Raw genomic sequence first — 23,338 nt, forward strand, 5'->3', positions numbered from 1 at the left:
CCTCCACGCCGAATTTTGGTCGCACGCCTCCACGTGGATTGCGCGGTAGGCGGCAGGCCTGGGGCCAGCGCCGGGGCGCGAAGCGATCCTTCCGCGTCATGCCCCACCGCACCTCGCGGCCCTTTGCGAATACCCCTTAGCCGCGCAAATCCCGTTCGAGCCTTGAAGCTCTTACCCAATCTTCGATTAACGACCGGTCGCTATTCTGCCCCGCTCAATGCGAGGAAGGTTGATGTCTGCCGTAATGCCGTCTGCGCCTGGCAGGGCGCGGCCAAACCGGTTTCAAGTAAATCAGCCCATCTCCTTGGGTCGCTTGCAATGTGCCGGAACAGGCCTCAAAAGCCCCGGAAAGCAGCACTATCTCGGTATCCTGTGTGAAGAACGCATTATCAGTGTTGGCCAGATTGAGACGTGATGCTCTCATTGAGGTTGCCCCAGTGGTTTTCGTCAGTGCAGATCGGGGCGGACAGTAGCGGCGCCAAAGGTTCGAGCGGTTCTCGGATGCCGGCGTTTCTGTTTGCGCAATGACTTCAAGAAAGGGCATCCGTTTCCGCATCCGTGAGATTGAGCGAGCGGCCAATTCGGCCAAGCGGTAGGTGGGTTCACGCTCAGCGTGCTCGGTGACATCCGACAATTGCGTCGGCTTTGGCTTTGACGACACAGCCTTGTTTAGCCGGCGTCTTGATTTTTTTTGACTAAGCAGCTTAAAGCCAATATACAACCCTTGGTTGGCGCGTCGCCATCTAGATTGGCATGAATTTGCTGCATTCCGTTGAGAGGGGGCGGTAGCTGCTTGCCAGGGAAGAGCGAAGAGATGGCTCGGCAAAATTGAATAGCTGGAGATCACTGATTTGTTGCGAATGAACACGTTGTCCGCTGGCGGCCATGCGTCTGGGGCTAGGGCCTCCGGAGGGTTTGAAGATGTAGCGAGGGGCAGCAGCAGTACGCCTGTCGATTGCACATGATTTGCTGGCGGGTCCAACAATGGGCGTTGCAGATGGGCATACGGTTGGCGACGGGTTTCGTCCTATTCGTGATGGCATTCTTCGTCAGCGCGATGACTGCGAACGGACAGGAGACCAGCCTTGTCGGCATTTACCAGGGTTCGGAGCTAACCGCCGCCGCCAACCAACTGGGACAAGGCGGATACGAGCTGTCGCATGGCACTCACGTGTCTTTCGACAAGTGGTACCATAGCAACTGGATCGACATGCGATTTGAAATGTTGACGCAGCTGTCGGACGACTTCGGTCTCCTGTGGGGCGTGAGCACGGGCCAGCGTGCCGAAAAGGTCCGAATCGACCCGGGTGTGAAACTCGGCTTTATTCTGCAAACGCGACCGACACCGTCCACGGCGCTTTCTCTCACCGTCAGTTCGATTTTAGGCGGGGACCTGAGGGAACGACCTTGCAGGGCTGACTATGGCACCATCGGCGGCGTCCAGACGGTGAATTGCCGTCTGGCCGCGTCGCGACTCCGGCCTGCGGACACGTTGGAGTATATGGCAAACATCAATCCAAGCCGATTGAAACTCGAACTCAGGTTCAGCGGTAGATTCTAGCGAGGGTGAAAGGCATAGGCGGTACAATTCGTTGATGAAGAACAATCCAGACAGGAAGTTTATTATGCACAAAACACAATTGTTCCCGGTAGGTTTCGTTGCCGGTCTTGTAGTGTGCCTGCTGATGGCACCCGGTTTCGCTGGTGATCTCGGTGCCGAGGCCAGCGGTAAAGGAAAGACCGGTACTCCAGCCGCGGAAGGCAGTAGCTCGGGCTGCCCACAAAATGCCGACGGCACTTTTTGCTGGATGAGCTCGGATGTTGGTGAAGCATGGGCATCAGGCTATACTGGTTCCGGCGTATCGATAACTGTCGTAGATGACTTCACGAAACAGGACCCCTTTGATGCAGATCTCGGCCGCGGTACGCAGAGGCAGCGACATGGGGAATGGGTCGCTGAAAGTGCCGGCATGGTGGCCCCCGGTGCAAACATGTTCAAGCATGACTTTTTCGACGAGTCTTCGGTCAGGTTGCAGGACGGCCTCAATGTCCTCAATCTGAGCTACAGCGTTATAGAGCCACTGAGCCAGCATCCGCTTGAGCAGTCGATTGTCGATGCGGCCTGGGCGGGTACTGCGGTCGTCACAAAGGGTGCCGCCAACGAAGGCATCGCGATAGGTACCCCGAAAGAAGGGGATGTCGATGAACTAGCTGTCAGGCTGATCGGGGCGCCATCGGCAATCTTTGTGGGTGCGCTCGACCACAATGGCACTTCCGGGAACAAGGCAGAACTGGCCTCCTATTCGAATTATGCCGGCTCAGACCCGGAGGTGCAGAACCAGTTCCTGACCGTGGGTGTCGAGGGTGACAAGACTGGCCTATTTGGCACGTCTTATGCGGCACCTGTGGTTTCGGGCTATGCTGCCATCCTTGGCAGCAAGTTCACATCGGCAACGCCGACGCAGGTCAGAAATCAGTTGCTGGATACCGCGAGGACCGACACGCTCGTCAATTACAATCCGGCGGTTTACGGCCGCGGCGAGGCCAGCCTTTCGAGGGCATTGGCACCCGATTCGATCAGGTAGACGAGCACTTCGATCGAGCAGCTGAAATTTCTGTGAGGCGTTGAGAGCCACATCGCCTCCCGGAATTCGCCTCAGCAACTGTGCGGTTCATACCGATCCAATCGCAAACAAGGGCCACAGCACTTTTTGTCGAAGGCATCTGTTGTCGGCAGACAAGGCCGAATAGCGCTTCCGTTTCGTGTATGAAAGCAGGAAAGCAGAGCCATGTCCGCCGCCTAATCACCGCCGCAATGACCGTACCCACCTGCAGGGCCAGCAGATGCGTAGGCGGGAAGCTGCGGCGGTCCAGCTCGGGCAGTTGTCTTCGACGTTGCTGTTGGGCCAAGCCATTAACGATGCGCTCGAGGTGGCCATTATGCCGACCGCCGACTCGACGAAACCGGCCGGATTTGCCGCGAGGTGAAGGTCGCGAGCTATCCTCGGACGCGCAGTGCAGGGCGAGCCGTCGCTACTGACAGAGGCGGACATACGGCCAGCTGTTCAGCCGTGTCCGGTCAGAGCCGGCATGTTCGAAAGCCGACGCTGAGGCGCGAGTATTCCGTCGGTGGGGCCACGCGGTGCACATGGTTTCCCGTCTTTCAAGCAAACACCGCAAAAAAGTCTTTGGTGGCACGTCGATTGCAAGGACACTGTAAAGGACCCGCGCGACTACGGCGGTCTCCCAGTTGGCCCCGCAGGAGTTCAAATGAAACTTCGTCGATGGTCCAAATCAATGCCATAGACGCTGCACAGTTGAGTGCGTTCTTCCTAAACCCTCCAGCGCGCTGTATTCCGCATTGCAAGCCTCGCAAGCAGGCATAACCAGCGCCGACCAGGCAAACTTGATTGGTTCACCCGATTCTGGCTAGAACGCCATCGTCACGATCCGGCTCGGATCGCCCGTGAGTTGGAGCAGCCATTCGGGGAGGATATGCTCACGATTCTTGTTCGTCGCGCCGGTTGAGCATAAAACACAATGCCGCCTTTCACACTCAATTCCGACCCTCGTGTTCCGAACTTCTCGTCCTGGCCGCCCCGGGTGACGCCGGCTGGGCTCAATCCCGCCTTGCTCGAACCCACTTTGCGGCTTCGGCCCGTGCTGGTGACGATCCCTGGCAGATCGACACGGTGCGGTAGCGAGAAGCTGGCGCACTTTGCCGCGGTCATGCCTGTTACGCTAGACGAACCCTGTCAGTCGGAGTCCTATCACCGCGAGCGATGGATATCGAGCGGGAGTGGCGCGGCAGGCTGATCCGGCTCCATGGTGCAATCTTGGACACCGCGCACGGATCTAGCGCATCTCAGGTGATGCGGTTTCCTATATCAAGAGCGGCCGTTGATCAGCATACTAAATCGGCTAGGTTGACACTCGTCGCTCACGTCGCTAGATACAGTATACTTATCATCTGATGTGTTCGATCGTGGATTCTATATCATGTCCTACCAAAGCGAGAATTTGATCGCCCAGGCCCGCGAGGTCCGCGAGGCCTCCGGAGTAAGCCAGCGGACCCTCAGTGAGCAGGCAGGGTTGACGCAGAGCCACATTTCCCAAATCGAGAGCGGCAAGATGGAGCCGGGGCTGTCCAGCTTCATCGACCTGACTCGGGCGCTCGATCTCGAGGTCATGCTCGTGCCGAAGAAACTCGTGCCGGCGGTGCTCGGCCTGGTCAAGGCCCAGGCGACGCCGGACATGCATATCCATGCTGGTCAGCCAAACGACAAGCGGTTCGCCCGCGCCGAACGGCTGGTCAAGAAGTTGAAGCAGCTCTACGGTAGCTCGGCCGATCTCGATCGCGTCGAAGATACGATGCGTTTCTTGCGAAGGGTGAACCTGAGCGATCAGGAGATGCAGCTCGTGCGCGAGCTAATCGCCCGCCTTGAGCGCTATCAGGCCAGTCCGAAAGCGGCACCCGTTGTCCGTGACATCGCGCAGAACCTGCAGCGGCTGCGCAATTCCATCGCCCATGGCGTGAGCACCGAGCCGAAGGCGGCTTACTCACTCGACGATGGAGGTGGCGATGCCTGACGTCTCGGTTCTCGACGTGCGACTCTACAACGAGCCGATTGGCACGCTGACCCACCTGCAGGGCGATCGGACGATCTTTGCCTTCAACGAAGACTATGTCGAGAACCCCGACCGGCCGACACTCAGCCTGTCGTTCAAGGACAATCTTGGCGGCCTGATCACCAACATCCGGCCGACGCAACGGGTCGTTCCGCCCTTCTTTTCGAACCTGCTGCCGGAGGGCGGCCTGCGCCGCTATCTCGCCGAGCGGGCCGGAGTCAATCAGCAGCGCGAATTCTTCCTGCTCTGGGTCCTCGGTCTCGACCTCCCGGGGGCACTGTCGATCCATCCGGCGGCCGGTGAAGCCCTTCCACCTGGTGCCGACGAGGATTTGCCGGAGAACGCCCGACCCAATGCCCTCCGCTTTTCACTCGCCGGCGTGCAGCTCAAGTTCTCCGCTTTTGCGAACGCTGGAAAGGGTGGCGGCCTGACCATCCCCGCTAAGGGCGTCGGCGGCTCCTGGATCGTGAAGCTTCCGTCACAGCAATTTACCGGCGTCCCCGAGAACGAATTCTCCATGATGACGCTCGCAGGTATGATCGGCATGGAAGTGCCGGTCATCAATTTGGTTGAGCTCGACTCGATCGCCGGCATTCCAGAAGGCATTGGCGAACTCAAGGGACAGGCGCTCGCTGTCAGCCGCTTCGACCGCACCGTTGATGGCCCCGTGCACACCGAGGATTTCGCGCAGGTCTTCGGGGTCTTTCCCGACGACAAGTACAAGCGAGCGAGCTACGCCAACGTCGCACGCGTGATCGGCACTGAGGCGGGAGACGCCGGCGCCGCCGAGTTCATCCGGCGGCTCGTGTTCAGTGCCCTAATCGGCAATGGCGACATGCACCTAAAGAACTGGTCACTGATCTATCCGGATCGGCGATCGGCCGCGCTGTCGCCTGCCTACGATCTGGTTTCGACCATCCCCCATATCGAAGGCGAGGACACGGCCGCGCTCAATTTCTCGCGAACGAAGAAGATGGCCGAGTTCGATACCGATGAACTTCGGCACTTAGCGGCGAAGGCGCTTCTGGCAGAAAAACTTGTCATCGACACGGCCGCGGAAACCGTCCAGCGATTCCGGCACGTATGGGAGGCCGAGAAGCGGCATCTTCCATTTGCTGCCAAAGTCCTGGAGGCGGTCGACGCACACGCCCCGACCGTGCCGCTCCACGACGAACTCGCATAACAGGGACAACGGTCACGATCGGGCGCCAGCAACCATTTAGGGACCAATCGAGAGGGCAGGCATGTCGCTTCGAGAACCAGCGCTTGAGTTTATATGCCCTCGATGCGGGGTTACGATCAGCGAGACCATTGAAGAAGTTCCAAGCTATGACGTTTTGGCAGACCGGGAGTCCGACGCGCAGCGGTATGCCGAGCAGACGGTGGCTTGCCCCGGGTGCGAGCAGCAATTCGCTGCCAGGCATCCGGAACACAGGAGCGGGCCCTCGTGGCGGAACTGGCGGACGAAAATACCCATGTGAGCGTGGCCGATGATCCGGTCCATGATCCTGACGATCAATGGGGCGTAGAGTAGTATCAGCGCGCGAAGCTTCCGAGCGATCCGGCAAAGGTCTTCAATTTGCCACCCATGACATCAGCTACATCGCCGGCGAGATCGAACACGGACCTCACGGGTCTATCGATGCGCTGAACCGTATGCTGCTTGTCCAGTACTTCTCCGCGATCGAGGCCTATCTCAGCGACCGTCTGATCAGACTGGTGTCCGACCCCAAGGCGATGTCAGCACTGGTGAAGGGCAACAAGGAGTGGATTGCCGACAAGATCGGAGTGGTTGAACTCGCATCGAGATCCAGACGCTTTTCGCGATTGGGTTCAAAGCGTGGAGGCTGTGACGGAAGACGTCGTGGCGCTGCGGCAACAGGCCGCTGGCGCGGGAATCCTCGGCCATTGGCTCATCAAGGTCGGCATAGGCGTGGTCGGCTTCGCAGGCTGGATGATCGGAATCTACACCTATCTGACCGGGCGCGCCCGCCGCCCTGATCCACTCACATCCCCGTTACCCTCTTGGCTTCGGCCAGGAGGGTATTTTTTGCGTTTTGATTGGAACAAGAATCTCTGGTCGCTGTTTTCACGCATCCCAAGGGAGCCGCCACACTCTCTCTTGACGCGAAGCCCGCCGCTTGCTCCTCGGGCAGTTGCACACGCGGCGGGCTTTTCTTCTTAGCCTGCACAGCATTCATGGGGCGTGGTGAGGATACCTGTTAAGCAACTCCGGTTGTTGGGACATTCTGCGCGTTCAGATAGACGCGGCAACGTGAACTTCCATCCTGCACGCATCCCGACTCGCCGCCTCAGTCACCGATGTGTTGACATCACTTTAATGATCCACTCGAGCTCGGACGCCACGCGCGTATACACACCGTACTTCAGCGGCATTCCGCAACCGTCCCCCCACGATATAATTCCAATCAAGATGGCGTCCTCTGGGCCATTGCCTTTGGTCAGAGGACCTCCACTGTCCCCTGGGCAAGCATCGGTCCAGCCGCTTTCGGTTCCGGCGCACATCATCCCAGGAGCGATTTCGTCATATACGCGGCTGCACGTTTTGTTGCTGACGTACGGGACCTTGCCCTCTAACAGCTCGTCTGATGGCTCTCCTCCAAATTGTGTATCTCCAAAACCCGCCACGGTAAGAGGCTCGTTAATATCAATTTGCACACTGGGGGTAGCAACGGGAATGGCCACTGCGGGTCGCGTACTGACCATCAGCACCATCGCTACGTCATGTGTTAATGTCTCGTCGTTATATTCTTTGGGAATAAAAAAAGCCTTTAGCGGTAACGAAACGCCATCATTGGAATCTGCAGAGCCTACTTGACCTCGACCTCGTCGACTGTTGCATCCACTAAGCAGTGCGCCGCTGTGACGATCCACCGCTCTGCGATCACCGTTCCACCGCACATGTACCCGTCAATATTGAGTTGGGCCAGCCAAGGCTGGCGTTCGATCGTGGTCGGCTTGCCGTTCAGCACGATTCTTATCGCTCAAAAAGACCCGTTGCTTGAGCAACGGCGTGTCCACCAAAAAGGATAGCGAGCGCGCAGACGGTATGACGGATGATCGGTGGCACGGGTTTCCTCGTACTATTGCCAACGGCCGCGTGCCGTTGGCGCCACTCCTGCCTTCCAACCCATCACGTAGCAACCCCTCATCTCGGATGTGATTCGCATTGCCGCAGGCAACATGCTTTGTCCTCGATAGGACGGTCTGGTTGCCGTGGGCAGAGGACTTCTTCGGAAAGCGCGACGACGGCACGGGTATCGCAATGTCATCTGCCGCATGAAACTTGGCGACCTCAAGGTCGAATTCATGCCGGACAACGAGGCTATCCTCGGCTTCAGCAATCGCTGGTATGCCAAGGGGATTGAGACGGCGGTCCCAGCGGCGTTGGAGGAAATGCTCGTGATCCGCCGCCTCACGCCTCCTTTATTTGTCGCAACCAAACTGGAGGCGTACCGCGGGCGCGGTGAAGCCGATCTCATCGGTAGCAGGGATACCGGTAACACGGCCGGTCACCTCGACGAGTTGCGTCAATCGCGCGGCGCCGGGCCACGCGGTGCACATGCGTCTTTCAAGCAAGGCCCGCAAAAAAAGTGTTCGGTGGCAAGTTCAGCATCGCCGAAATCTGCGAGCGCGATGGCGCACCCCACCAGTCGCACAAATTGAGATAGCCGAGATCGCTTGCACTGTCACCGAATCCGATCGCTGGCCTATCTCCAGACTCCGAGCGGATTTTCTTCAAGAGGAACTCTACTGCCCGGCGCTTTGAAACCGGCGGGGGAATGAGCGCGAAGTTGTTTCCGTTGTGATGTCGTATCCAACCCGCATCGTCGAAGTCAAATTTCAGTTCCGCCAGCCTCCTGCCATCACCGTCGTTTTCTTTGAAGACGGCGTATGTGGCCATACCCATTTCTTCAACGATCCACGAACGAACAGACATTTTGCCAGATTCGGCTCCTTGCCAACCTATCTCAAGTACCTGGTTTAGTGCCTCCCTGTGAGGGATCAATTCCTTAGAAATGACATCGTGCCATTCTTCCAGATGCGCACCGTCCGGTTTAAGGATGACAGCGCCGTTGGCAACAATTGCATAGCTGTTGAACGCGATTTTGACGTTCCCGTAGGCCGTCGTGCCACGTGCCGTGACGGGAATGACTTGTGACGTACTCAGCAGCCAATGGATCATGGCAACCTGCCGCTGGGTCATCATGGAATGATGTCCGTTCGAGGAGATCGCAGCTAGAGCCAGTTTATCCTGGCTGCCTTTCGGACACTTTGCGCGCGTCTGGAACAACGTGTCATCCAGATCGGCAAAGACGATTGGCCGCATGGCGTGATCTGCGGATTTGATGGGTTAATCAGGCATTGCACTCGATCCGCCATTCATATTTGGAATCCGTTTTCGTCAACTCGGAAAGATCGCGGGCAAATGACTTTCTTTTTGCGTTCACATCTATGCCAACCGCTTCCCTCAAAGCGGCGGCCAGCCCTGTTCGAATCGCAAAATTGACATTCTGTCCTAACAAGAGTTGCGGTCACGAGGCCGATCAGCAAGCCGGATGAATCGAACGCCCGCCCTCCGCTCGATCCTGGTTGAATCGGTGCGGAAATTTGGATTGGCCGAGGATCGTCTCCTGGACCCAGCAACCCCGAGACTAGGCCGTGCCAAACCTGAGGTCCCGACCCCAAGAGCCCGGAAAGCCGATATCCGAGACTTACTGCAAATTCGCCGAGGATTGGACAGATTTCGCAGAAGAAGAGCTCCAATCCGCCAAAGGACTGGTCAAGTCTGATAAGTAGCTGCGCACTGATACTCAAGTTGGGCCGGCGCACCTTCGCGTCGCGCTCTTCCTTCTTTTTGCGTTGAGGGCTGCGCACGAAATGCAAAACGCTTCGCTATGGTGCGTCTGTTCGATAGTCGACAGTGGGGCAATAGCGACAGTATTGTTTGCATCGAAACACCATGTGGTCGCCACCGGTCGGTCGCCGTCAGTATGTCAGCGAAATCACGGAGTGGCGCCGGCGCGCGTGCTGCCGCCCGAGCCCCTTCGCCGAGTATGCCGCGGGCATGTCCACGGCCCTATTTCGCCCCTGGTAGACGAGCCCTGGCGCGCACTGCCTGGCTGGGATTCAGCCCGAGTTAGCTTGCAAGCTTCTGTAGCTCGTCGAAGCGGGACGCGTGCGATCGCCCCCTTCGTCGCCAACGCGACGGTCACGTCGACACCGGGAATGGTCATCAGCCGCGTCATGCCGTCGTCCTCCAGAGTCGAGCGGGCAAGATCGCGCTCAACGACCTGGAGGGGGCGTTGTCGCGGTAACTTCTTGTGAGGAGGCCGACTGGGGTAGGCGCCGACCGCGCTCGCTTTGCACGGAAGATAATAAACAATGCCGCATTTCGGTTATGTGGCGCGCCACATACCCGATCTGCGAACCGCGCAAGCAGATGCTTCAGATGCGGTCCATGCAGAGATATTTCATTTCGAGGTAGTCCTCGAGGCCACGACGGGAACCCTCCCGCCCGATACCAGACTGCTTTATCCCGCCGAAGGGCGCCGCTTCCGAAGACATGCGCCCCGTGTTGATGCCAACCATGCCGTATTCCAAGGCCTCGGCCACACGCCAGACACGCTTCAGGTTGGAGGCATAAAAATAGGCGGCGAGGCCGTAGATCGTGTCGTTGGCCTCACGCACGACCTGATCCGCATCGTCGAAGCGGATGATCGGCGCCAGCGGCCCGAAAGTCTCCTCCTGCGCAACCGCCATGACGCTAGATATTTCGGTGAGGACCGTGGGTTCGAAGAAGGTGCCATTCTTGCCGAAAGGTTCGGCCCCACATCGAATTGTGCCGCCTTTTGCGACGGCATCGGCGATATGGGATTCGATCTTGGCCAGAGCGTGCATGTCAATGAGCGGTCCGATATCCACTCCGGGAGCGAAGCCGTCACCAACCGATAGGTGGCGGACTTTCTCCACGAATTTCTCCACGAACTCATCGTGAACCGTCGATTGGACGTAAAGGCGATTTGCGGAAACGCAAGTCTGGCCGGCATTGCGGAACTTCGCCTGGATCGCACCGTCAACCGCAGCGTCGATATCAGCATCGTCGAACACAATGAAAGGTGCATTGCCGCCGAGCTCGAGGCTGACCTTCTTGATTTGCTCGGAGCACTGGCGCATCAGTAGCCGGCCAACCTCGGTTGAGCCGGTGAAGCTGATCTTGCGCACCTTGGGATTGGCGCAGAGTTCGCGGCCAACTGCATCGCCTTCGGACGCATAGATCAAGTTGACAACGCCTTCGGGAAAGCCAGCCTGGTGCGCGAGAGCGAACATTGCGCCAGCTACGAGCGGCGTCTGTTCAGCAGGTTTGAGCACGATCGTGCAGCCGGCAGCCAGAGCCGGCGAAATCTTGCGCGCCACCATCGAGGCCGGGAAATTCCATGGCGTGATCGTCCCGACGACGCCGATCGGCTGCTTGATCACCAACATCCGGCGGTCCGTCGATGGTGCGGAGATCGTCTCGCCATAGATGCGATTGGCCTCTTCGGCGTACCATTGCAGATACGCCGCAGCATGCGATACCTCCGACCTGGCTTCGGCAAGCGGCTTGCCCATTTCCGCTGTGAGAATCGCAGCGAGGTCGCCGGCGTGATCGATGATCAACTGATGCCATCGCCACAGAAAGTCGCTACGCTCTCGGGCGGTCAACGCCGCCCACCCAGGCAGCGCGATATAGGCCTTGTCGATCGCAGCGCGTGTCTCCTCCACGCCCATGTCGGGGAGCCCTGCCAGCACTTCGCCGCTCGACGGGTTAAGGACCTCGAATGTCCGATCACCAACCGGCATGCCAAGGGCTGCCACGCGGTCGATCGTACGGAAAGATCAGGGGATTTCAGGTGGCGGATCATCGGCAGGCACAGGGGCAAACCGGATTCCTCTCAACGCAGCGGATATGTATGTCGGCAGGGTGTCGGTATGTATTCCGCACCTGCGGGTTCCTTATAGGGCCTCGGCCAGACGGCTGGTAGACCACCTCACCCAGCTTGAAAGGCAAAATTTATGAGCTCTTCTGGTCGATGGTTTGCGGTTCTCACTAGAGCACCTCCTGGTTAATCCGGTTCATATCCTGCGGCTTTGAAGTAGTTGGCACACTCGGCTGGGGTGAAGAGGTCGACGACCGCGCCACCGCGTCCCACAGAGCCTTGATGGTTCTCTCGGCCGCCTTTGCTGGCATCAGCGCCTTGTCGAGCGATATACCGCTCGAGTTCCCGGAGGTAAGCGCCGCATGCCGCTTGGAATTGTATTCGCCAAGCTCTTGCGCATTGCTGAAGGTCGTTCCGGGCAGGAGGTGCAGTCTCCCCAGTTGCGTGCCAATCAGACTCGACATGACCGCCGAAGTGCGGCTCGCTCGGTGGCCGCCATTCGATCGCGATGCCGGCATCCTGGTGTCCTCTCTTGAAAGCCCGACTCCGGAAATCGGGACGTGCAACATGTCCGGCAGGCCACCGACGGGCCATCGCTCCTGATCTCGCGCTCCCTCAGCGATGCCGATTTGTCGAAGACGGAGTGCGGCAGGCACAGGCTGGTTGACAGCCGGGACCGTGCCTCCATCATAAGATAGAACCCCTGCACACGTCCCTCGAATGTCAGCCACGGCCGGCCGATCGGCTGCCGGGTCTCCTCGTCGACGACGAAGACGTCGGCCTTCGTATGGTCGATCTGAACCACTTCCAGGGGCCGGAAGGCGCCAAACGCTCCAGCAACGGCGGTTGTCACCTTCACGATCTTCTGTTCGCCGCGCCGCCTGGCACGCTTCTGAAGGTCGATGTCCGCGAGCCGAGCTACTATCGTTCGGCGATGCGGCGGCTTCAGCCCAACCGACATGCAGTTCGTCTGCACGTCCCGGACAGGTGCGAGACCGTCGGCCGATTTCGCTTCAGGTAGAATGCATTGATCGTCGTCCGGATGATTTCCTGTCGTTGATTGTCTAGGATGCGACGACCCTCCGGCCGTCCGCGTTTGTGATCCACCAGCGACACGACGATACCGCCGGCGCGGAACAGCTTGGCCGCCGATATGCTGTCGCCTAGTTGAGGCCGAGTTCGGCTGCGAGCTCCTCAACATCTCCGGTCGTTGTGCGGCCGGTGGGCCTCAGGAAGCCACGGGCGCATGGGTTACACCGGCACGCTTCATCCCAAAGTGCCTCATCAATCTCGTCGGGAAATGGATCGTTCATGATAGGCTCGCGAGGAAAAACACCGCGAGCCTCATTCTCCACATGAAGTGGCAAAACCAAGCATGTGCCAAATTAACTGCCCATTCTCTAAATTAATGGCCAGCCCAACCGACTGAAACACGGCAGAAGCTGCCCGGAATCGGTCATGGCCAAGCGCCGGGCGCGGTGAACAGCGACGTCAGTTGCGCTTCCTCTTGCGCTTCTTCGGGGCAGGGGAGGGCGTTCCGTGCGTCAGAGAGACGACCGGCAGCCCTGAACCCCAATCGAGCTTGCAGGCGACCTCCACGGCCTGCTCAGGCGTGCCGCCGAACTCAAGAACAGCCTGCGCCTGCTTGGCGCCGCTGCCGATCGCGAAATAGGGATTGGACAGCATGCCGGTCAACGTCCAGCCGTGGCAGGCGATCTGAGCGCACCCGTCGGGATGAACAACCAGGAGATGGACGTCGTCGCGATCCACGCCGTGTGGCGTGTTCTTGATGTCTGCGCCGGCTACATACCAGTCCAGAATCGCCTCGCAGGCACCAGCCCTGCCGCTGGAGGCGCCAATCAGGCGTCCATCGGGCAGACGGCGAATCTTCATCTTGGTGCCGATGTATCCGGAATGACCGGGGTAGGCGCGACTGTCGGCGGCCATCACGCCGTCCTTGTAGGCGATGGTAGTCAATGGAGCAGCCTCCCTTCGTCGTCCTTGGTCATGGCGACATCGACCGAGCAGGCAATACTAGTATCGACGCCGGCGGCGATGGCCCGGGCGGTCAGATCCTGGGTCCAGCGATGCCGCGCAGCCAGCCAGACCCAAGGTTCATTGATGGCTTCAGTTGTGTGCTGACCGGGCGATGGGCAAGGTTAGAGGCGAAGTGAGTTGTCCCTCGTTTCGAGGGCCCTGCGTCCTCGCCGCCCTTAGTGGGAGAAAGTAGAATCATTGGGCAGCGCCGGGCCAGATGCGCCGTCAGCATGCTGCCAGGTCTTACTCGCATTTTTTTGTGGGTGACCATGAGACCCTCGATCTGTGACGTGTTTGCGATGATCGCCGCACGAACCGTGCCAAATGAGAACACCGTTTCGGCAATGTGAATATCGGGCTCTGCTATCTCACGGCTGTGCGAAGAGATCGAGGGCAAGGTGAAGATCGTTCCTCGAACGGCCGCTCGAGGGCGATTGGCCATACCTTTGGATCGAGGGCGCCTATCTGAATGTGCACCGCAGCGGGCGCCGACGCCGATGCTGAACAAATCCGTGACTTGTAGTTCAACACCACCTCGAGCTGGACGCCAGGCCCGTCGACCGTCTCGGGATAAGCTTGGATCGGAGCAAAATGCGTTCGAATTGGCGTACCTTCTTCGCTGCACCGATTCTCGATACCGGCGGGCTTATGGTTTGAACGCCTCGGGAATGATTCGGATGGCCACGCTTTACGCGTGGCCCGAGGCCGATGATGCGTGTCCAAAACTTGACAGCGGCAGACAAAAGTCAGGTTCAGAACAAACATTGGCAGAAATGTCAGGTTCACTACAACAGGCCAGCTTGGGTTTGGAGGTTTTTCAAGCGTAACCATGCGGTATTTGCGTGCTGTGCCGCTGGCACGGCCTTTGCCAATTGAGTTGCGGCAACAGTGAGTGAGAGCTGACTGCGTGCCAAGGCGCGTTGTTGACCGAATATCAGCAGCTTCCGAATTCTTCACGGTCGACTTGGCAGGTCTGCTCGTCATCTGGACGGACATCATCTTCCCGAACGGCTCCACGCTCCAGATCGGCGGTATGGCCGGCACTGATGTATTGAGCGGGAACGGCAAAAAAATACAGCCAGCCGTTCGACCACTTTTCTCCAATGGTGCTGATCCGGGACATCCCGACCCGTTGCACATCGTCAGCAATCCCTCCGAGGATTAGGGACAGGCTAACCCTTGGCACAGGAAACGCTAGTTTTCGCATTTGGGTCCATCCAGGAAATCGAGAATCACACCTCCGCCGCATCCGCAGAAAACTGGGTAGCCAGAAAAGGACGCAGATATGTCTGTCGAAAAAGTGGACACGCTTGTCGTTGGCGGCGGCCAAGCGGGAGTGGCTATGAGCGAACACCTGAGCAAGTGCGGGGTGCCTCATCTAATCCTTGAACGCGGCCGGATTGCCGAACGCTGGCGCTCGCAGCGGTGGGACTCCCTGGTTGCCAATGGCCCGGCCTGGCATGACCGGTTCCCGGGCATGGAGTTTCCGCGGACCGGTCCCGATGACTTTGCCCCCAAGGAGGAGGTCGCCGACTATTTTGTCGCTTATGCAAAGCAGATCAATGCGCCGATCCGCTGCGGCGTGGAGGTCAAGCTCGTGCAAAGAAGTGTCGGGCGGCCCGGATTCCGCGTCGAGACGTCGGACCGTGTGATCGAAGCCAACAGCATCGTCGCCGCGACCGGACCTTTCCAGATCCCCGTCATTCCGCCCGTCGTCCCTCGGGAAGCGGGCATGCTGCAAATCCATTCCAGCGCGTACCGCAACCCTGAGCAACTGCCGAAAGGCGCGGTGCTTGTGGTTGGCGCGGGATCCTCGGGCGTGCAGATCGCGGACGAACTCCAGCGCGCTGGCAAGCGCGTCTACCTCTCGGTCGGCCCTCACGATCGCCCGCCGCGGGCCTATCGCGGGCGCGACTGCTGCTGGTGGCTGGGCGTCCTCGGCAAGTGGGAGGCCGAGGCCCCGGGACCCGGCACCGAACACGTCACGATCGCGGTGACCGGCGCGCGCGGCGGCGAGACGATCGATTTCCGTCGTCTGGCCGCGCAGGGGCTTACCCTGGTTGGTATGACCAACGCGTACCAGGACGGCGTGATGAGCTTCGCGCCCGATCTGGCGAAAAACATTGCCCGTGGCGACGCCAGCCTGATGTCGCTGCTGGATGAAGCCGACGCCTATGTCGCTTGCAACGGGCTCGATCTTCCGGAAGAGCCCGCGGCCCGCAGGATCGACCCGGATCCGGAATGCATGAGTGATCCGATTCTTGAGCTCGACCTGGCCGAGGCCGGGCTATCGGCAATCATCTGGGCGACAGGCTTTGCAGTCGACCACAGCTGGCTGAAGGTCGATGCCTTCGACGAGAAGGGCCGGCCAAGGCACCAGCGCGGCGTCTCGACCGAGCCGGGGATCTATTTCCTGGGTCTGCCTTGGCAGTCGCGAAGAGGGTCCAGCTTCATCTGGGGCGTCTGGCATGATGCCAAGCACGTGGCCGACCGCATTTCGACGCAGCGAAAATATCTAGCCTACCATGCTGCCGCGAAGCGCGAACCCGTTGACGCCTGACCAAAGCTGACGACCGCTGCGAGCCCGACCTGACGGAGACCAAGATGGCGCACACGCGAATTCGCACCTTCAACACGAAGAATGCCTATCCCGAGCAGAAGCTCGACAATGATCTCTGCCAGGTGGTTGTCACGCGCGGCGGCCGGACCGTTCGGCCCGGTGGGCGCACGCCGTCAGCCAAGCTGTACGGGCTTGCTTATTTCGCATAATGTCCACTCGCTTTGGTCAACCGTGAGCCGGTGCAAACGCGCTGGGTGCACATGAGCAACGATGGAGTCCTTCGTTGCATGGCAACACCAGACCGTCCGCTGTCGGCCCGTTTGAGCCGTGGAGCAGTCGAACCGCAACGCGCCCCATTGCTGCCTTTCCAACCCAATTTGCGCCATCCTGAAAACGGACGTTGACTCATGTGGAGCGAAGTAGATGCGCTACGGGTCGATAGCTGACCGCAGGATATGTCATCAGAGCTGGTAGGCGGCACGGAGCCGGTCGGCGACATCCTCTCGCGTCATATTCACCTTGAACTGCTTGGGGTTATAATCGACCTCCGCTATCGCCACCTCGACGAATGCCCGCATGTCTTTCGCAACGGTCTCGGGCAGCGGATAGCTTGCTTCCGGGCTCAAGACTTGCAGCAGCCGTGCCACGTCGTTGCGATGTTTTTTGATGTTCTTCTCGTCGACCTTGCCGCCCGCATCGCGCTCCCGGCTGAGATCGAGCCACGCGCGTGCCTTGAACGGGATGATCGCTGCCTCGTTGAGCACCGGGATGCCGCCGGCATCGCGCACCATCGACTTGAGGAAGGCGTAATAGTCCTCGTCGAGCAGGATCGCCGACAGGCTCGCGGCCGCTTCGTCGATCGGAAGCGGCGTAAGATGCGAGTCCTCGGCAAGCGTCAGCCCTTCGGGCGACCGCGAGAACAGCTCGAGCATGGCGGGGAAATCTTCGGCCTTCGGCCTCTGAAAGCGGTAGAGGATTTTCTCGCCCTGGCTTCGCTCCCTGATCTCGTACCCGCCCTGCTCGACAAAGGCCCAGAAGCGCTCCGCGAAGGCAGCGTCGAGCGCCTCGACGATCAGCACGATGTCAAGATCCTTGGTGGCACGGAAGTCGAGGCCGACCTCGTCCATGATAAGCTCGCAGGCAGCACCACCAATCAGCACATATTGATGTTCATGGCCCGCAAAATGCGCGCGGAAGCGGTCGACCCCGGTCACCATTCAAACGTCTCCAATAATTCTTCCGCCGCTTGCGCAACGCGTTCGTCCGGGCTCTCCCGAACACTGAGATACAGCGAGAGCGGATCTATGACAGCGTCCCGCGCGAGGATCTGCGGGTCGTAGGTCCAGGTCTGAATCTCAACTCGGTCGTCATCGAACGCCGCGGCTGGGCTGAGTGCGAGCCTCTCCTTGAGGCGCTTCCAATGCATCGACAGAATGGCGCGCGTCTGGACCCGAGGCGTCGCCAGCATGGTGTAGCGGGAAAGCGCGCTCTCGCCGGCGAGCGGTGCGATATGGTCTTCGATCCGGCCGCTAACAACGCGAACCTTGCGCACTGGGGACTGCAATCGCTCTTGGATTGCCTCCCATAATTCGTGACCACCCAGGAGCATGTGCAGACGGCGTTGTCGGCCGACATGGCGAGCCTTTGCAAGTTGGAGGGCCTCAAGCTCATCTAGTGTCCGGCTTATGCTCATGATCGACACATGGAATCGCTCGGCAAGCTCGGTGAGGTGTTCATCCTCAAGGGCGACACCCTGCAGGATAGCGAGGAGCACCAATTGCGCGGTGGGGCTGATCTGGTCGGCGGGAGCGATCGCGGTCGTCGGCGCGCGCTCGCGCAGGTCGAGCAATGCTTCCGGGACATAAAGCTGCGCACCCGGCGCGATGAAGCCGATCTGCCGCTCCACCATCTGGCGTCTGATGGCGTTCGGCACATGGTCAAGCAGCAGCAGAATGAGATCGACGCCAAGTTGGCGACGGACCAGATCACGGTGCTTGAGATAATCCGTGGTTGCGCCTTGCCGGGGTTCGCGAATCGCCATGAGAACCAGAGTGCGACCGTCCAGCACCCCTTGCCACAACATGTAGCGGTCGAGCACGAAGTGCGGGACGTTCGTGGGCGCTATTGGCGTGAGTTCGAGCCGCCGCCCGAAGGCGTGCTGGACATACGCTTCCGCCGCCTGGGCGAGCGCTTTCAACTGCGCGGCAGGGATTCTTTCTAACACCATGCCGCCTATTTAACATCACTTCTGTTAAAAGTACATGCGCTGTTAAATAGGGTGGTCTTCTAGCACACCGGCTCAGCTATAGGGAAATAACGGCTGGAAGCATCCGGAATGCTTGGCTAGAGCCACCTAGCGTAAACCGCCTCATGTCGGTCGTCAAAGCTGCATGGGCCGACTTCCAAAAGCAGATGACGTGGATGGCTCCCGCTCCCGGAGTGCCAAAGTGTGGAAGCTGTCAAAGCAACCACGAGCCAAGGGAGCCATCCGGCATGGAGATTAGCACGATAGGCCTGGATTTGGCCAAGAACGTCTTTCAGATCCACGCTGTTAATGCGACGGGTAATGTCGTCATCCGCAAGGGCGCTGGACGTCGGCAAGTCCTGCCCTTCTTCGCCAAACTGCCGCCTTGTCTGATCGGCATGGAAGTCTGCGGGACATCGCATCACTGGGCGCGTGAGCTGGTGACGCTGGGCCATGAGGTACGGCTGATGCCGCCGGCCTACGTCAAACCGTATGTGAAGCGCGGCAAGACCGATGCAGCTGACGCCGAGGCGATCTGCGAGGCGGTGACGCGGCCGACGATGCGGTTCGTGCCAGTGAAGTCGGCAGAGCAGCAGGCGGCGCTGGCGCTGCACCGGACGCGCGATCTGCTGGTCAGGCAGCGTACACAGTTGGTCAACATGATCCGCGGCCTGCTCGCCGAGTTCGGCATCGACATGGTGCGCGGGCTGCACCATGCGCTTGTGTACGCAGGAACTTCCCCGGGATCGTACTCCGGGACCTCGGGCTGCGAGGACGTCACCGCGCGGGCCTGGGTCTTCTATCGGCCATCACGGCATCCTCAACATAGGCTGGCGGCGCGGTGCAGACGCGATCACCTCCGTGGCAGTCAGCGGCCCGAGATCGGCATTGGCGGATGCAGTGTTGCTGGCCTTAGCGAAGCCCCGGGTTTCTCCACGCGGCAACCCTTCCTCGTGCGCCGATGCTATCGTCCGAGTTTCGCAGACCGGGTGGCTATACCGCCTAAGACAGCACGGAGAAGCATTCTTATTTCCTGTTCGGCGATCCCCGGTGCAATTCCTGATGCGGACAGTTGGACGAGAATTGTCTTGACGGTGCTGCGCCAGAAGGCATTCGCGTCCTCCCCGTTCTTGGATTCCAGGTCCCGGGCGATAGATTCGACCAATTTCCGCCGACGATGCAGCGGAAACGCGCTTATGTTTGAATCAGCCATCGATCAGCTTGCCCTTCAACCCCGCGAACAGGCATTGGCGGGTTAAAAAAATTCGTTAACAGCGCTTTTTTGGACATCCGGAGAATCGCTCGCCTGAACGGATAACGCGCTGAAAACCGCTCCGCGGGCCTCATTAGCCCACGAACCGGGCTTCTTCCCCTGCGAAGGCCTCACATGGGGGAGAAGGAAGGCGAAATGGGTCCTGGGCTCATCCTTCGCCCCCCAGCGGCCGGCCGACGACCATAATGGCGGGCTCGGGCGAAAGCAGCTTCTTGGCCGCTGCCTTGACCTGGTCGAGCGTCACCTGATCGATGAGGGCAGCGCGGCGCTGGATGTAATCGATGCCAACCTTGTCGAGCTGCCATTTGACGAGCGTGGCTGCAATCGAGCTGGAGGAGCCCAGTTTGCGGATGGCATAGGCGGCGATCAGATATTTCTTGGCCGCCTCGAGCTCGGCCTCGGTCGGACCTTCTTGCGCCATCTGCTTCACCACCTTGCGCAGCAGGCTGAGCGTCTCGGCGGCGCGGTCCGAGCGCGTCGCCGTGGTGACGACGAGCGCGTTGGAATGCTCGTCATCGTCTAGATTGGAGCTGACGCCATAGGTCAAGCCGCGCTTTTCGCGCACCTCCTCCCACAGGCGCGACGTGAAGGGCGCGCCGCCGAGGATCTCGTTCATCACCATCGCGGCGTAGTAGTCCGGCGCGTGGCGCTTGACGCCGGGAAAGGCCAGCTGCAGCGAGGTCTGCGGCAGGTCGTAGTCGACCTCTACCTGTTGGCCGAGCTTGGGATCGACATCGGCGACGGGGGCGAGCGTCTGCTTCTGAGGCAAATCGCCGAACAGCTGGTCGAGCTTTTTACTCACCGTCTTCGCATCGATGTCGCCAACCACCGACACACGCAGACCGTCGCGGCCAAAAGTGGCCTTGTGGAAGGCGCTGAGATCGGCCGATGTGATGGCAGCGAGGCTCTCTTGGGTGCCTTCCTCCGGCCGCGAATAGGGATGCGTACCGTAGATCGCGCGCAGCCATTTGCGCTCGGCGATCGCCTCAGGGTCGCGCTCATTGGCGATGATGCCGGAAAGCATCTGGGCGCGGGTGCGGTCGATCGGCGCCTGGTCGAAGCGCGGCCTGTTGACCGCGAGCCGAAGCAAATCGAAAGCGGCGTTCTGCTGCTCGGACAGCATGCGCATCGAGCCATAAATGCCGTTGCGCTGCGCGTGGAGGCTCATCTCGGCGCCGGCATCGTCGAGCTTAACCTGGAAGGCATCGCTGTCGAGATCGCCGGCGCCCTCGTCGAACAGGGCGGTCATCAGATTGGCGAGCCCCTCCTTGGCGGCCGGATCCTGCGTGGTGCCGCCATCGAAGACGAACTGGATGGCGATGATAGGCACGGCATGGTCCTCCACCAGCCAGGCGTTGACGCCGTTTTCAGATTTCAACTCCTGAATGTCCAGGCGTTGATCGCCGGCCAGAAGAGGCAGAGAATGGTGAGGAGAAGGGTCGCCAGCGGCGTGGCGAGGCATGCTGCCCTCCTTTCTCCATGGGGAGCGCGCCTGTGCAAAGACGCCACTGCGTTGGTTCATCATCACGTCTCCGTCTTGGGCAAGAGATAGCCCGTGGTTGAATGCTCGGGCACAAGATAGCGGGCGGCGACCGCCTTTACCTGGTCGGCGGTGACCTTGCGGATGCGGTCCGGCCGTTCCTCGACGTCCGGCACCTTGCCGCCGGTGACAAGCGTGGAGCCATACACATTGGCCATGTAGGCCGGGTTGTCGCGGGCGAAGATCTGCGAGCGGACATAGCGGTTCTTTGCCTTTTCCAGCTCGTCATCGGTCACACCGTCCTTGACGATGCGAGCGATCTCGGCATGGGCCGCCGCCTCCAGATCGGCGAGCTTGGCATTGCCGCGCGGCGAGCCGTAGATGGTGAAATTGGTGGCATCCAGCATGGTGCCCCCGAAATCAGCGCCGGCCCCGGCGGCAATGCCCTTCACCACCAGCTGCTGGTAGAGCCGGCTGCGGTTGCCGCCGCCGAGGATCTCCGCCAAGAGGTCCAGCGCCTCGGCCTCGCCAGGTTCGGCCGTCCGATAGGACGGCACCACCCAATGTGTGGAAAAATCGGGCACCGAAACGCGGGGATCCCTCAACGTCACCGTGCGCCTGGTGTTCTGCTCCGGCTCGAGCGGGCGGATGCGCGGCGGTAGGGCGGGACCGCGCGCGACCTTTCCATAGGTCTTCTCGGCCTGCGCCTTCACCGTCTCCGGCTCGACATCGCCGGCCACCACCAGCACGGCGTTATTGGGCGTGTAATATTTGTCGTAGAAGGCCTGGGCGTCCGTGAGGTTCAGCTTCTCCATCTCCTGCATCCAACCGATGACCGGGATGCGGTAGGGCTGGTTCTGCCAGAGCGTCGCGGCGACCTCCTCGTGCAGCACGGCCTGCGGATCGTTGTCTATGCGCGATCGTCGCTCCTCCAGGATCACATCGCGCTCGGTCTTGATATCATCCTCCTTGAGGACGAGGTTGACCATGCGATCGGCCTCGAAGCGCATCATCTGCTCCAACGCCGAAGGCGCCACCCTCTCGAAATAGGCGGTATAGTCGTTGGAGGTGAAGGCATTGATCGAGCCGCCGATGGCCGACACGGCGCGGCCCAACTCGCCGGCGGCATGGTTGATGGTGGCCGCCTTGAACATCAGATGCTCAAAGAAATGGGCAATGCCAGATTTGCCCGGCGGCTCGTCGGCGCTGCCCACCTTGTACCACACCATATGGGTGACGATCGGCGCACGGTGATCGGGGATGACGACCACTTCCATGCCGTTGTCGAGCAGGAAATTCGTCGCCTTGCCGTCGCCGCTGGCGGCCAGAGCCGGAGCGGTCGTCACCAGGGTGGTCGCAGCAGGCATCCTGCGCAGCCCGTCAGACAGAACGTTCATCGATGGCTCCGGTTGTGGTGGCGGGACGAGAGGAAAGGTTCGGGGCAAGTGAGTTACTCCTCAGTTTGAACACGCTGCGTCCTGTCTCCTCGATCGTGGGAGAAGGTGGATCGGGGGCAGCGCCGAGCCGGATGAGCAACCGTATTCATGCTGCCGGGCCTCACCCGAGCGTCACCCTTGGATGGATCGGAAGATCCGCGGCGGCGGTGGCTTTCGGTGAGGTGATCATGGAACGTCTTCTCCTTGGTTCCCAAGGTGTTGCGGATCACCGCGCATGCACCGTGCCAAATGACAAATCGTTCAAACCCAGGGAGATTGATGCGACGATGCTACATTGCCTTCGCGACATTGTCGGACATTGGACCTCGCCAAGCGCTTGCGGGTGGGAACGATATCTTGCTCTTGAAGACGCTGCGTCCTGTGTCCCCGATCGCGGGGAAAGATGGATCGGCGGGCAGCGCCGAGCCGGATGAGCAAACCATCTCCATGTTGCCAGGCCTCACTCGAGCGTCACCCTTGGAATTATCGGGTGACCCGTGACGGCGGTGGCTTTCGGTGAGGCGATCATGGAATGTCTTCTCCTTGCGGGTGATCCTGCACGTACCGTGCCAAACGACAAACCCTTCAAACGCAAGGCGATGGATATGACTCTGCGCCGTTGCCTTTCCCGACATTGTCGGACATTGGACAACGCCAAGTGCTTGACGGTGGGGACGATATCTTGATCGTGCGGACGAGGATTGCGCGTGCTGCCGCGCAAGCAGGATAGGATGCGC

General features: G+C 60.0%; 16 protein-coding genes and 6 pseudogenes. 9 read left to right on the forward strand and 13 right to left on the reverse strand.

All coding sequences use genetic code 11. From position 1 onward, the window contains the following. Nucleotides 1-997 precede the first annotated feature (997 nt). The 4 genes from ACG873_RS02255 to ACG873_RS02270 all read left to right on the forward strand — a co-directional run bounded on the left by ACG873_RS02255 (nucleotide 998) and on the right by ACG873_RS02270 (nucleotide 5,812). Complete coding sequence (locus ACG873_RS02255; RefSeq protein ID WP_394890202.1) at nucleotides 998-1,561, forward strand: hypothetical protein; 564 nt, start codon at nucleotides 998-1,000, stop codon at nucleotides 1,559-1,561. A 34-nt stretch (nucleotides 1,562-1,595) separates the two neighbouring features. After that, complete coding sequence (locus tag ACG873_RS02260) at nucleotides 1,596-2,585, forward strand: S8/S53 family peptidase (protein ID WP_394893814.1); 990 nt, start codon at nucleotides 1,596-1,598, stop codon at nucleotides 2,583-2,585. Between the two features lie 1,435 nt (nucleotides 2,586-4,020). Beyond that, complete coding sequence (locus tag ACG873_RS02265) at nucleotides 4,021-4,590, forward strand: helix-turn-helix domain-containing protein (RefSeq protein WP_394890204.1); 570 nt, start codon at nucleotides 4,021-4,023, stop codon at nucleotides 4,588-4,590. Continuing rightward, complete coding sequence (locus tag ACG873_RS02270) at nucleotides 4,583-5,812, forward strand: type II toxin-antitoxin system HipA family toxin (RefSeq protein WP_394890206.1); 1,230 nt, start codon at nucleotides 4,583-4,585, stop codon at nucleotides 5,810-5,812. Before ACG873_RS02265 ends, ACG873_RS02270 begins: the two co-directional genes overlap by 8 nt. Before the next feature lie 1,133 nt (nucleotides 5,813-6,945). Here ACG873_RS02270 and ACG873_RS02275 read toward each other — a convergent pair. Both ACG873_RS02275 and ACG873_RS02280 read right to left on the reverse strand, forming a co-directional pair. Further along, nucleotides 6,946-7,524, reverse strand: coding sequence for a serine protease (locus ACG873_RS02275; protein ID WP_394890208.1), 579 nt, complete (start codon nucleotides 7,522-7,524; stop codon nucleotides 6,946-6,948). Continuing rightward, nucleotides 7,461-7,622 (reverse strand): trypsin-like serine protease, encoded by a 162-nt coding sequence (locus tag ACG873_RS02280; protein ID WP_394890210.1) that lies wholly within the window; start codon nucleotides 7,620-7,622, stop codon nucleotides 7,461-7,463. Before ACG873_RS02280 ends, ACG873_RS02275 begins: the two co-directional genes overlap by 64 nt. A 295-nt stretch (nucleotides 7,623-7,917) precedes the next feature. Between ACG873_RS02280 and ACG873_RS02285 the strand changes: the two are divergent. Beyond that, a pseudogene (locus tag ACG873_RS02285) lies at nucleotides 7,918-8,145 on the forward strand (hypothetical protein); the annotation flags it as partial. A 76-nt stretch (nucleotides 8,146-8,221) separates the two neighbouring features. Here ACG873_RS02285 and ACG873_RS02290 read toward each other — a convergent pair. The 5 genes and pseudogenes from ACG873_RS02290 to ACG873_RS02310 form a co-directional block, all read right to left on the reverse strand. After that, nucleotides 8,222-8,980 (reverse strand): hypothetical protein, encoded by a 759-nt coding sequence (locus ACG873_RS02290; RefSeq protein ID WP_394890212.1) that lies wholly within the window; start codon nucleotides 8,978-8,980, stop codon nucleotides 8,222-8,224. Nucleotides 8,981-9,033: 53 nt separating this feature from the next. Next, nucleotides 9,034-9,528: a trypsin-like peptidase domain-containing protein gene (locus ACG873_RS02295; protein WP_394893816.1), complete on the reverse strand. Its 495-nt coding sequence runs from the start codon at nucleotides 9,526-9,528 to the stop codon at nucleotides 9,034-9,036. A gap of 570 nt (nucleotides 9,529-10,098) precedes the next feature. Further along, nucleotides 10,099-11,573 (reverse strand): annotated as a pseudogene (locus tag ACG873_RS02300) (NAD-dependent succinate-semialdehyde dehydrogenase). A 183-nt stretch (nucleotides 11,574-11,756) separates the two neighbouring features. Then, nucleotides 11,757-11,866, reverse strand: a pseudogene (locus tag ACG873_RS02305) (IS630 family transposase); the annotation flags it as partial. A gap of 1,195 nt (nucleotides 11,867-13,061) precedes the next feature. Then, nucleotides 13,062-13,547, reverse strand: a complete 486-nt coding sequence (locus ACG873_RS02310) for a hypothetical protein (protein ID WP_394890214.1) — start codon at nucleotides 13,545-13,547, stop codon at nucleotides 13,062-13,064. A gap of 410 nt (nucleotides 13,548-13,957) precedes the next feature. On the opposite strand from ACG873_RS02310, the pseudogene ACG873_RS02315 reads away from it, so the two are divergent. Beyond that, nucleotides 13,958-14,096: pseudogene (locus tag ACG873_RS02315) on the forward strand (transposase); the annotation flags it as partial. A 445-nt stretch (nucleotides 14,097-14,541) separates the two neighbouring features. Here ACG873_RS02315 and ACG873_RS02320 read toward each other — a convergent pair. Further along, nucleotides 14,542-14,814: a hypothetical protein gene (locus tag ACG873_RS02320; RefSeq protein ID WP_394893843.1), complete on the reverse strand. Its 273-nt coding sequence runs from the start codon at nucleotides 14,812-14,814 to the stop codon at nucleotides 14,542-14,544. 78 nt (nucleotides 14,815-14,892) lie between these two features. Between ACG873_RS02320 and ACG873_RS02325 the strand changes: the two genes are divergently transcribed. Continuing rightward, nucleotides 14,893-16,167 (forward strand): flavin-containing monooxygenase, encoded by a 1,275-nt coding sequence (locus ACG873_RS02325; RefSeq protein ID WP_394890216.1) that lies wholly within the window; start codon nucleotides 14,893-14,895, stop codon nucleotides 16,165-16,167. Nucleotides 16,168-16,211: 44 nt separating this feature from the next. After that, nucleotides 16,212-16,340: pseudogene (locus ACG873_RS02330) on the forward strand (RidA family protein); the annotation flags it as partial. Nucleotides 16,341-16,628: 288 nt separating this feature from the next. On the opposite strand, the gene ACG873_RS02335 reads toward ACG873_RS02330, so the two are convergent. Together ACG873_RS02335 and ACG873_RS02340 are read right to left on the reverse strand one after the other, a co-directional pair. Next, nucleotides 16,629-17,384, reverse strand: a complete 756-nt coding sequence (locus tag ACG873_RS02335) for a hypothetical protein (RefSeq protein ID WP_394890218.1) — start codon at nucleotides 17,382-17,384, stop codon at nucleotides 16,629-16,631. Next, the gene (locus tag ACG873_RS02340; RefSeq protein WP_394890219.1) at nucleotides 17,378-18,394 is read right to left on the reverse strand and encodes a hypothetical protein; all 1,017 of its coding nucleotides are present in this window, start codon (nucleotides 18,392-18,394) and stop codon (nucleotides 17,378-17,380) included. Before ACG873_RS02340 ends, ACG873_RS02335 begins: the two co-directional genes overlap by 7 nt. Nucleotides 18,395-18,660: 266 nt before the next feature. On the opposite strand from ACG873_RS02340, the pseudogene ACG873_RS02345 reads away from it, so the two are divergent. Next, nucleotides 18,661-19,122: pseudogene (locus ACG873_RS02345) on the forward strand (IS110 family transposase); the annotation flags it as partial. Nucleotides 19,123-19,376: 254 nt separating this feature from the next. On the opposite strand, the gene ACG873_RS02350 reads toward ACG873_RS02345, so the two are convergent. The 3 genes from ACG873_RS02350 to ACG873_RS02360 form a co-directional block, all read right to left on the reverse strand. Next, nucleotides 19,377-19,625, reverse strand: coding sequence for a DUF6074 family protein (locus tag ACG873_RS02350; RefSeq protein WP_394890198.1), 249 nt, complete (start codon nucleotides 19,623-19,625; stop codon nucleotides 19,377-19,379). Between the two features lie 208 nt (nucleotides 19,626-19,833). After that, nucleotides 19,834-21,147, reverse strand: coding sequence for a M16 family metallopeptidase (locus ACG873_RS02355; RefSeq protein ID WP_394890220.1), 1,314 nt, complete (start codon nucleotides 21,145-21,147; stop codon nucleotides 19,834-19,836). A gap of 62 nt (nucleotides 21,148-21,209) precedes the next feature. Continuing rightward, nucleotides 21,210-22,562 (reverse strand): M16 family metallopeptidase, encoded by a 1,353-nt coding sequence (locus ACG873_RS02360; protein ID WP_394890222.1) that lies wholly within the window; start codon nucleotides 22,560-22,562, stop codon nucleotides 21,210-21,212. Nucleotides 22,563-23,338: the final 776 nt, after the last annotated feature.

This window comes from Allomesorhizobium aridi, from assembly GCF_043769475.1.
Classification (GTDB): Bacteria; Pseudomonadota; Alphaproteobacteria; order Rhizobiales; family Rhizobiaceae; genus Allomesorhizobium.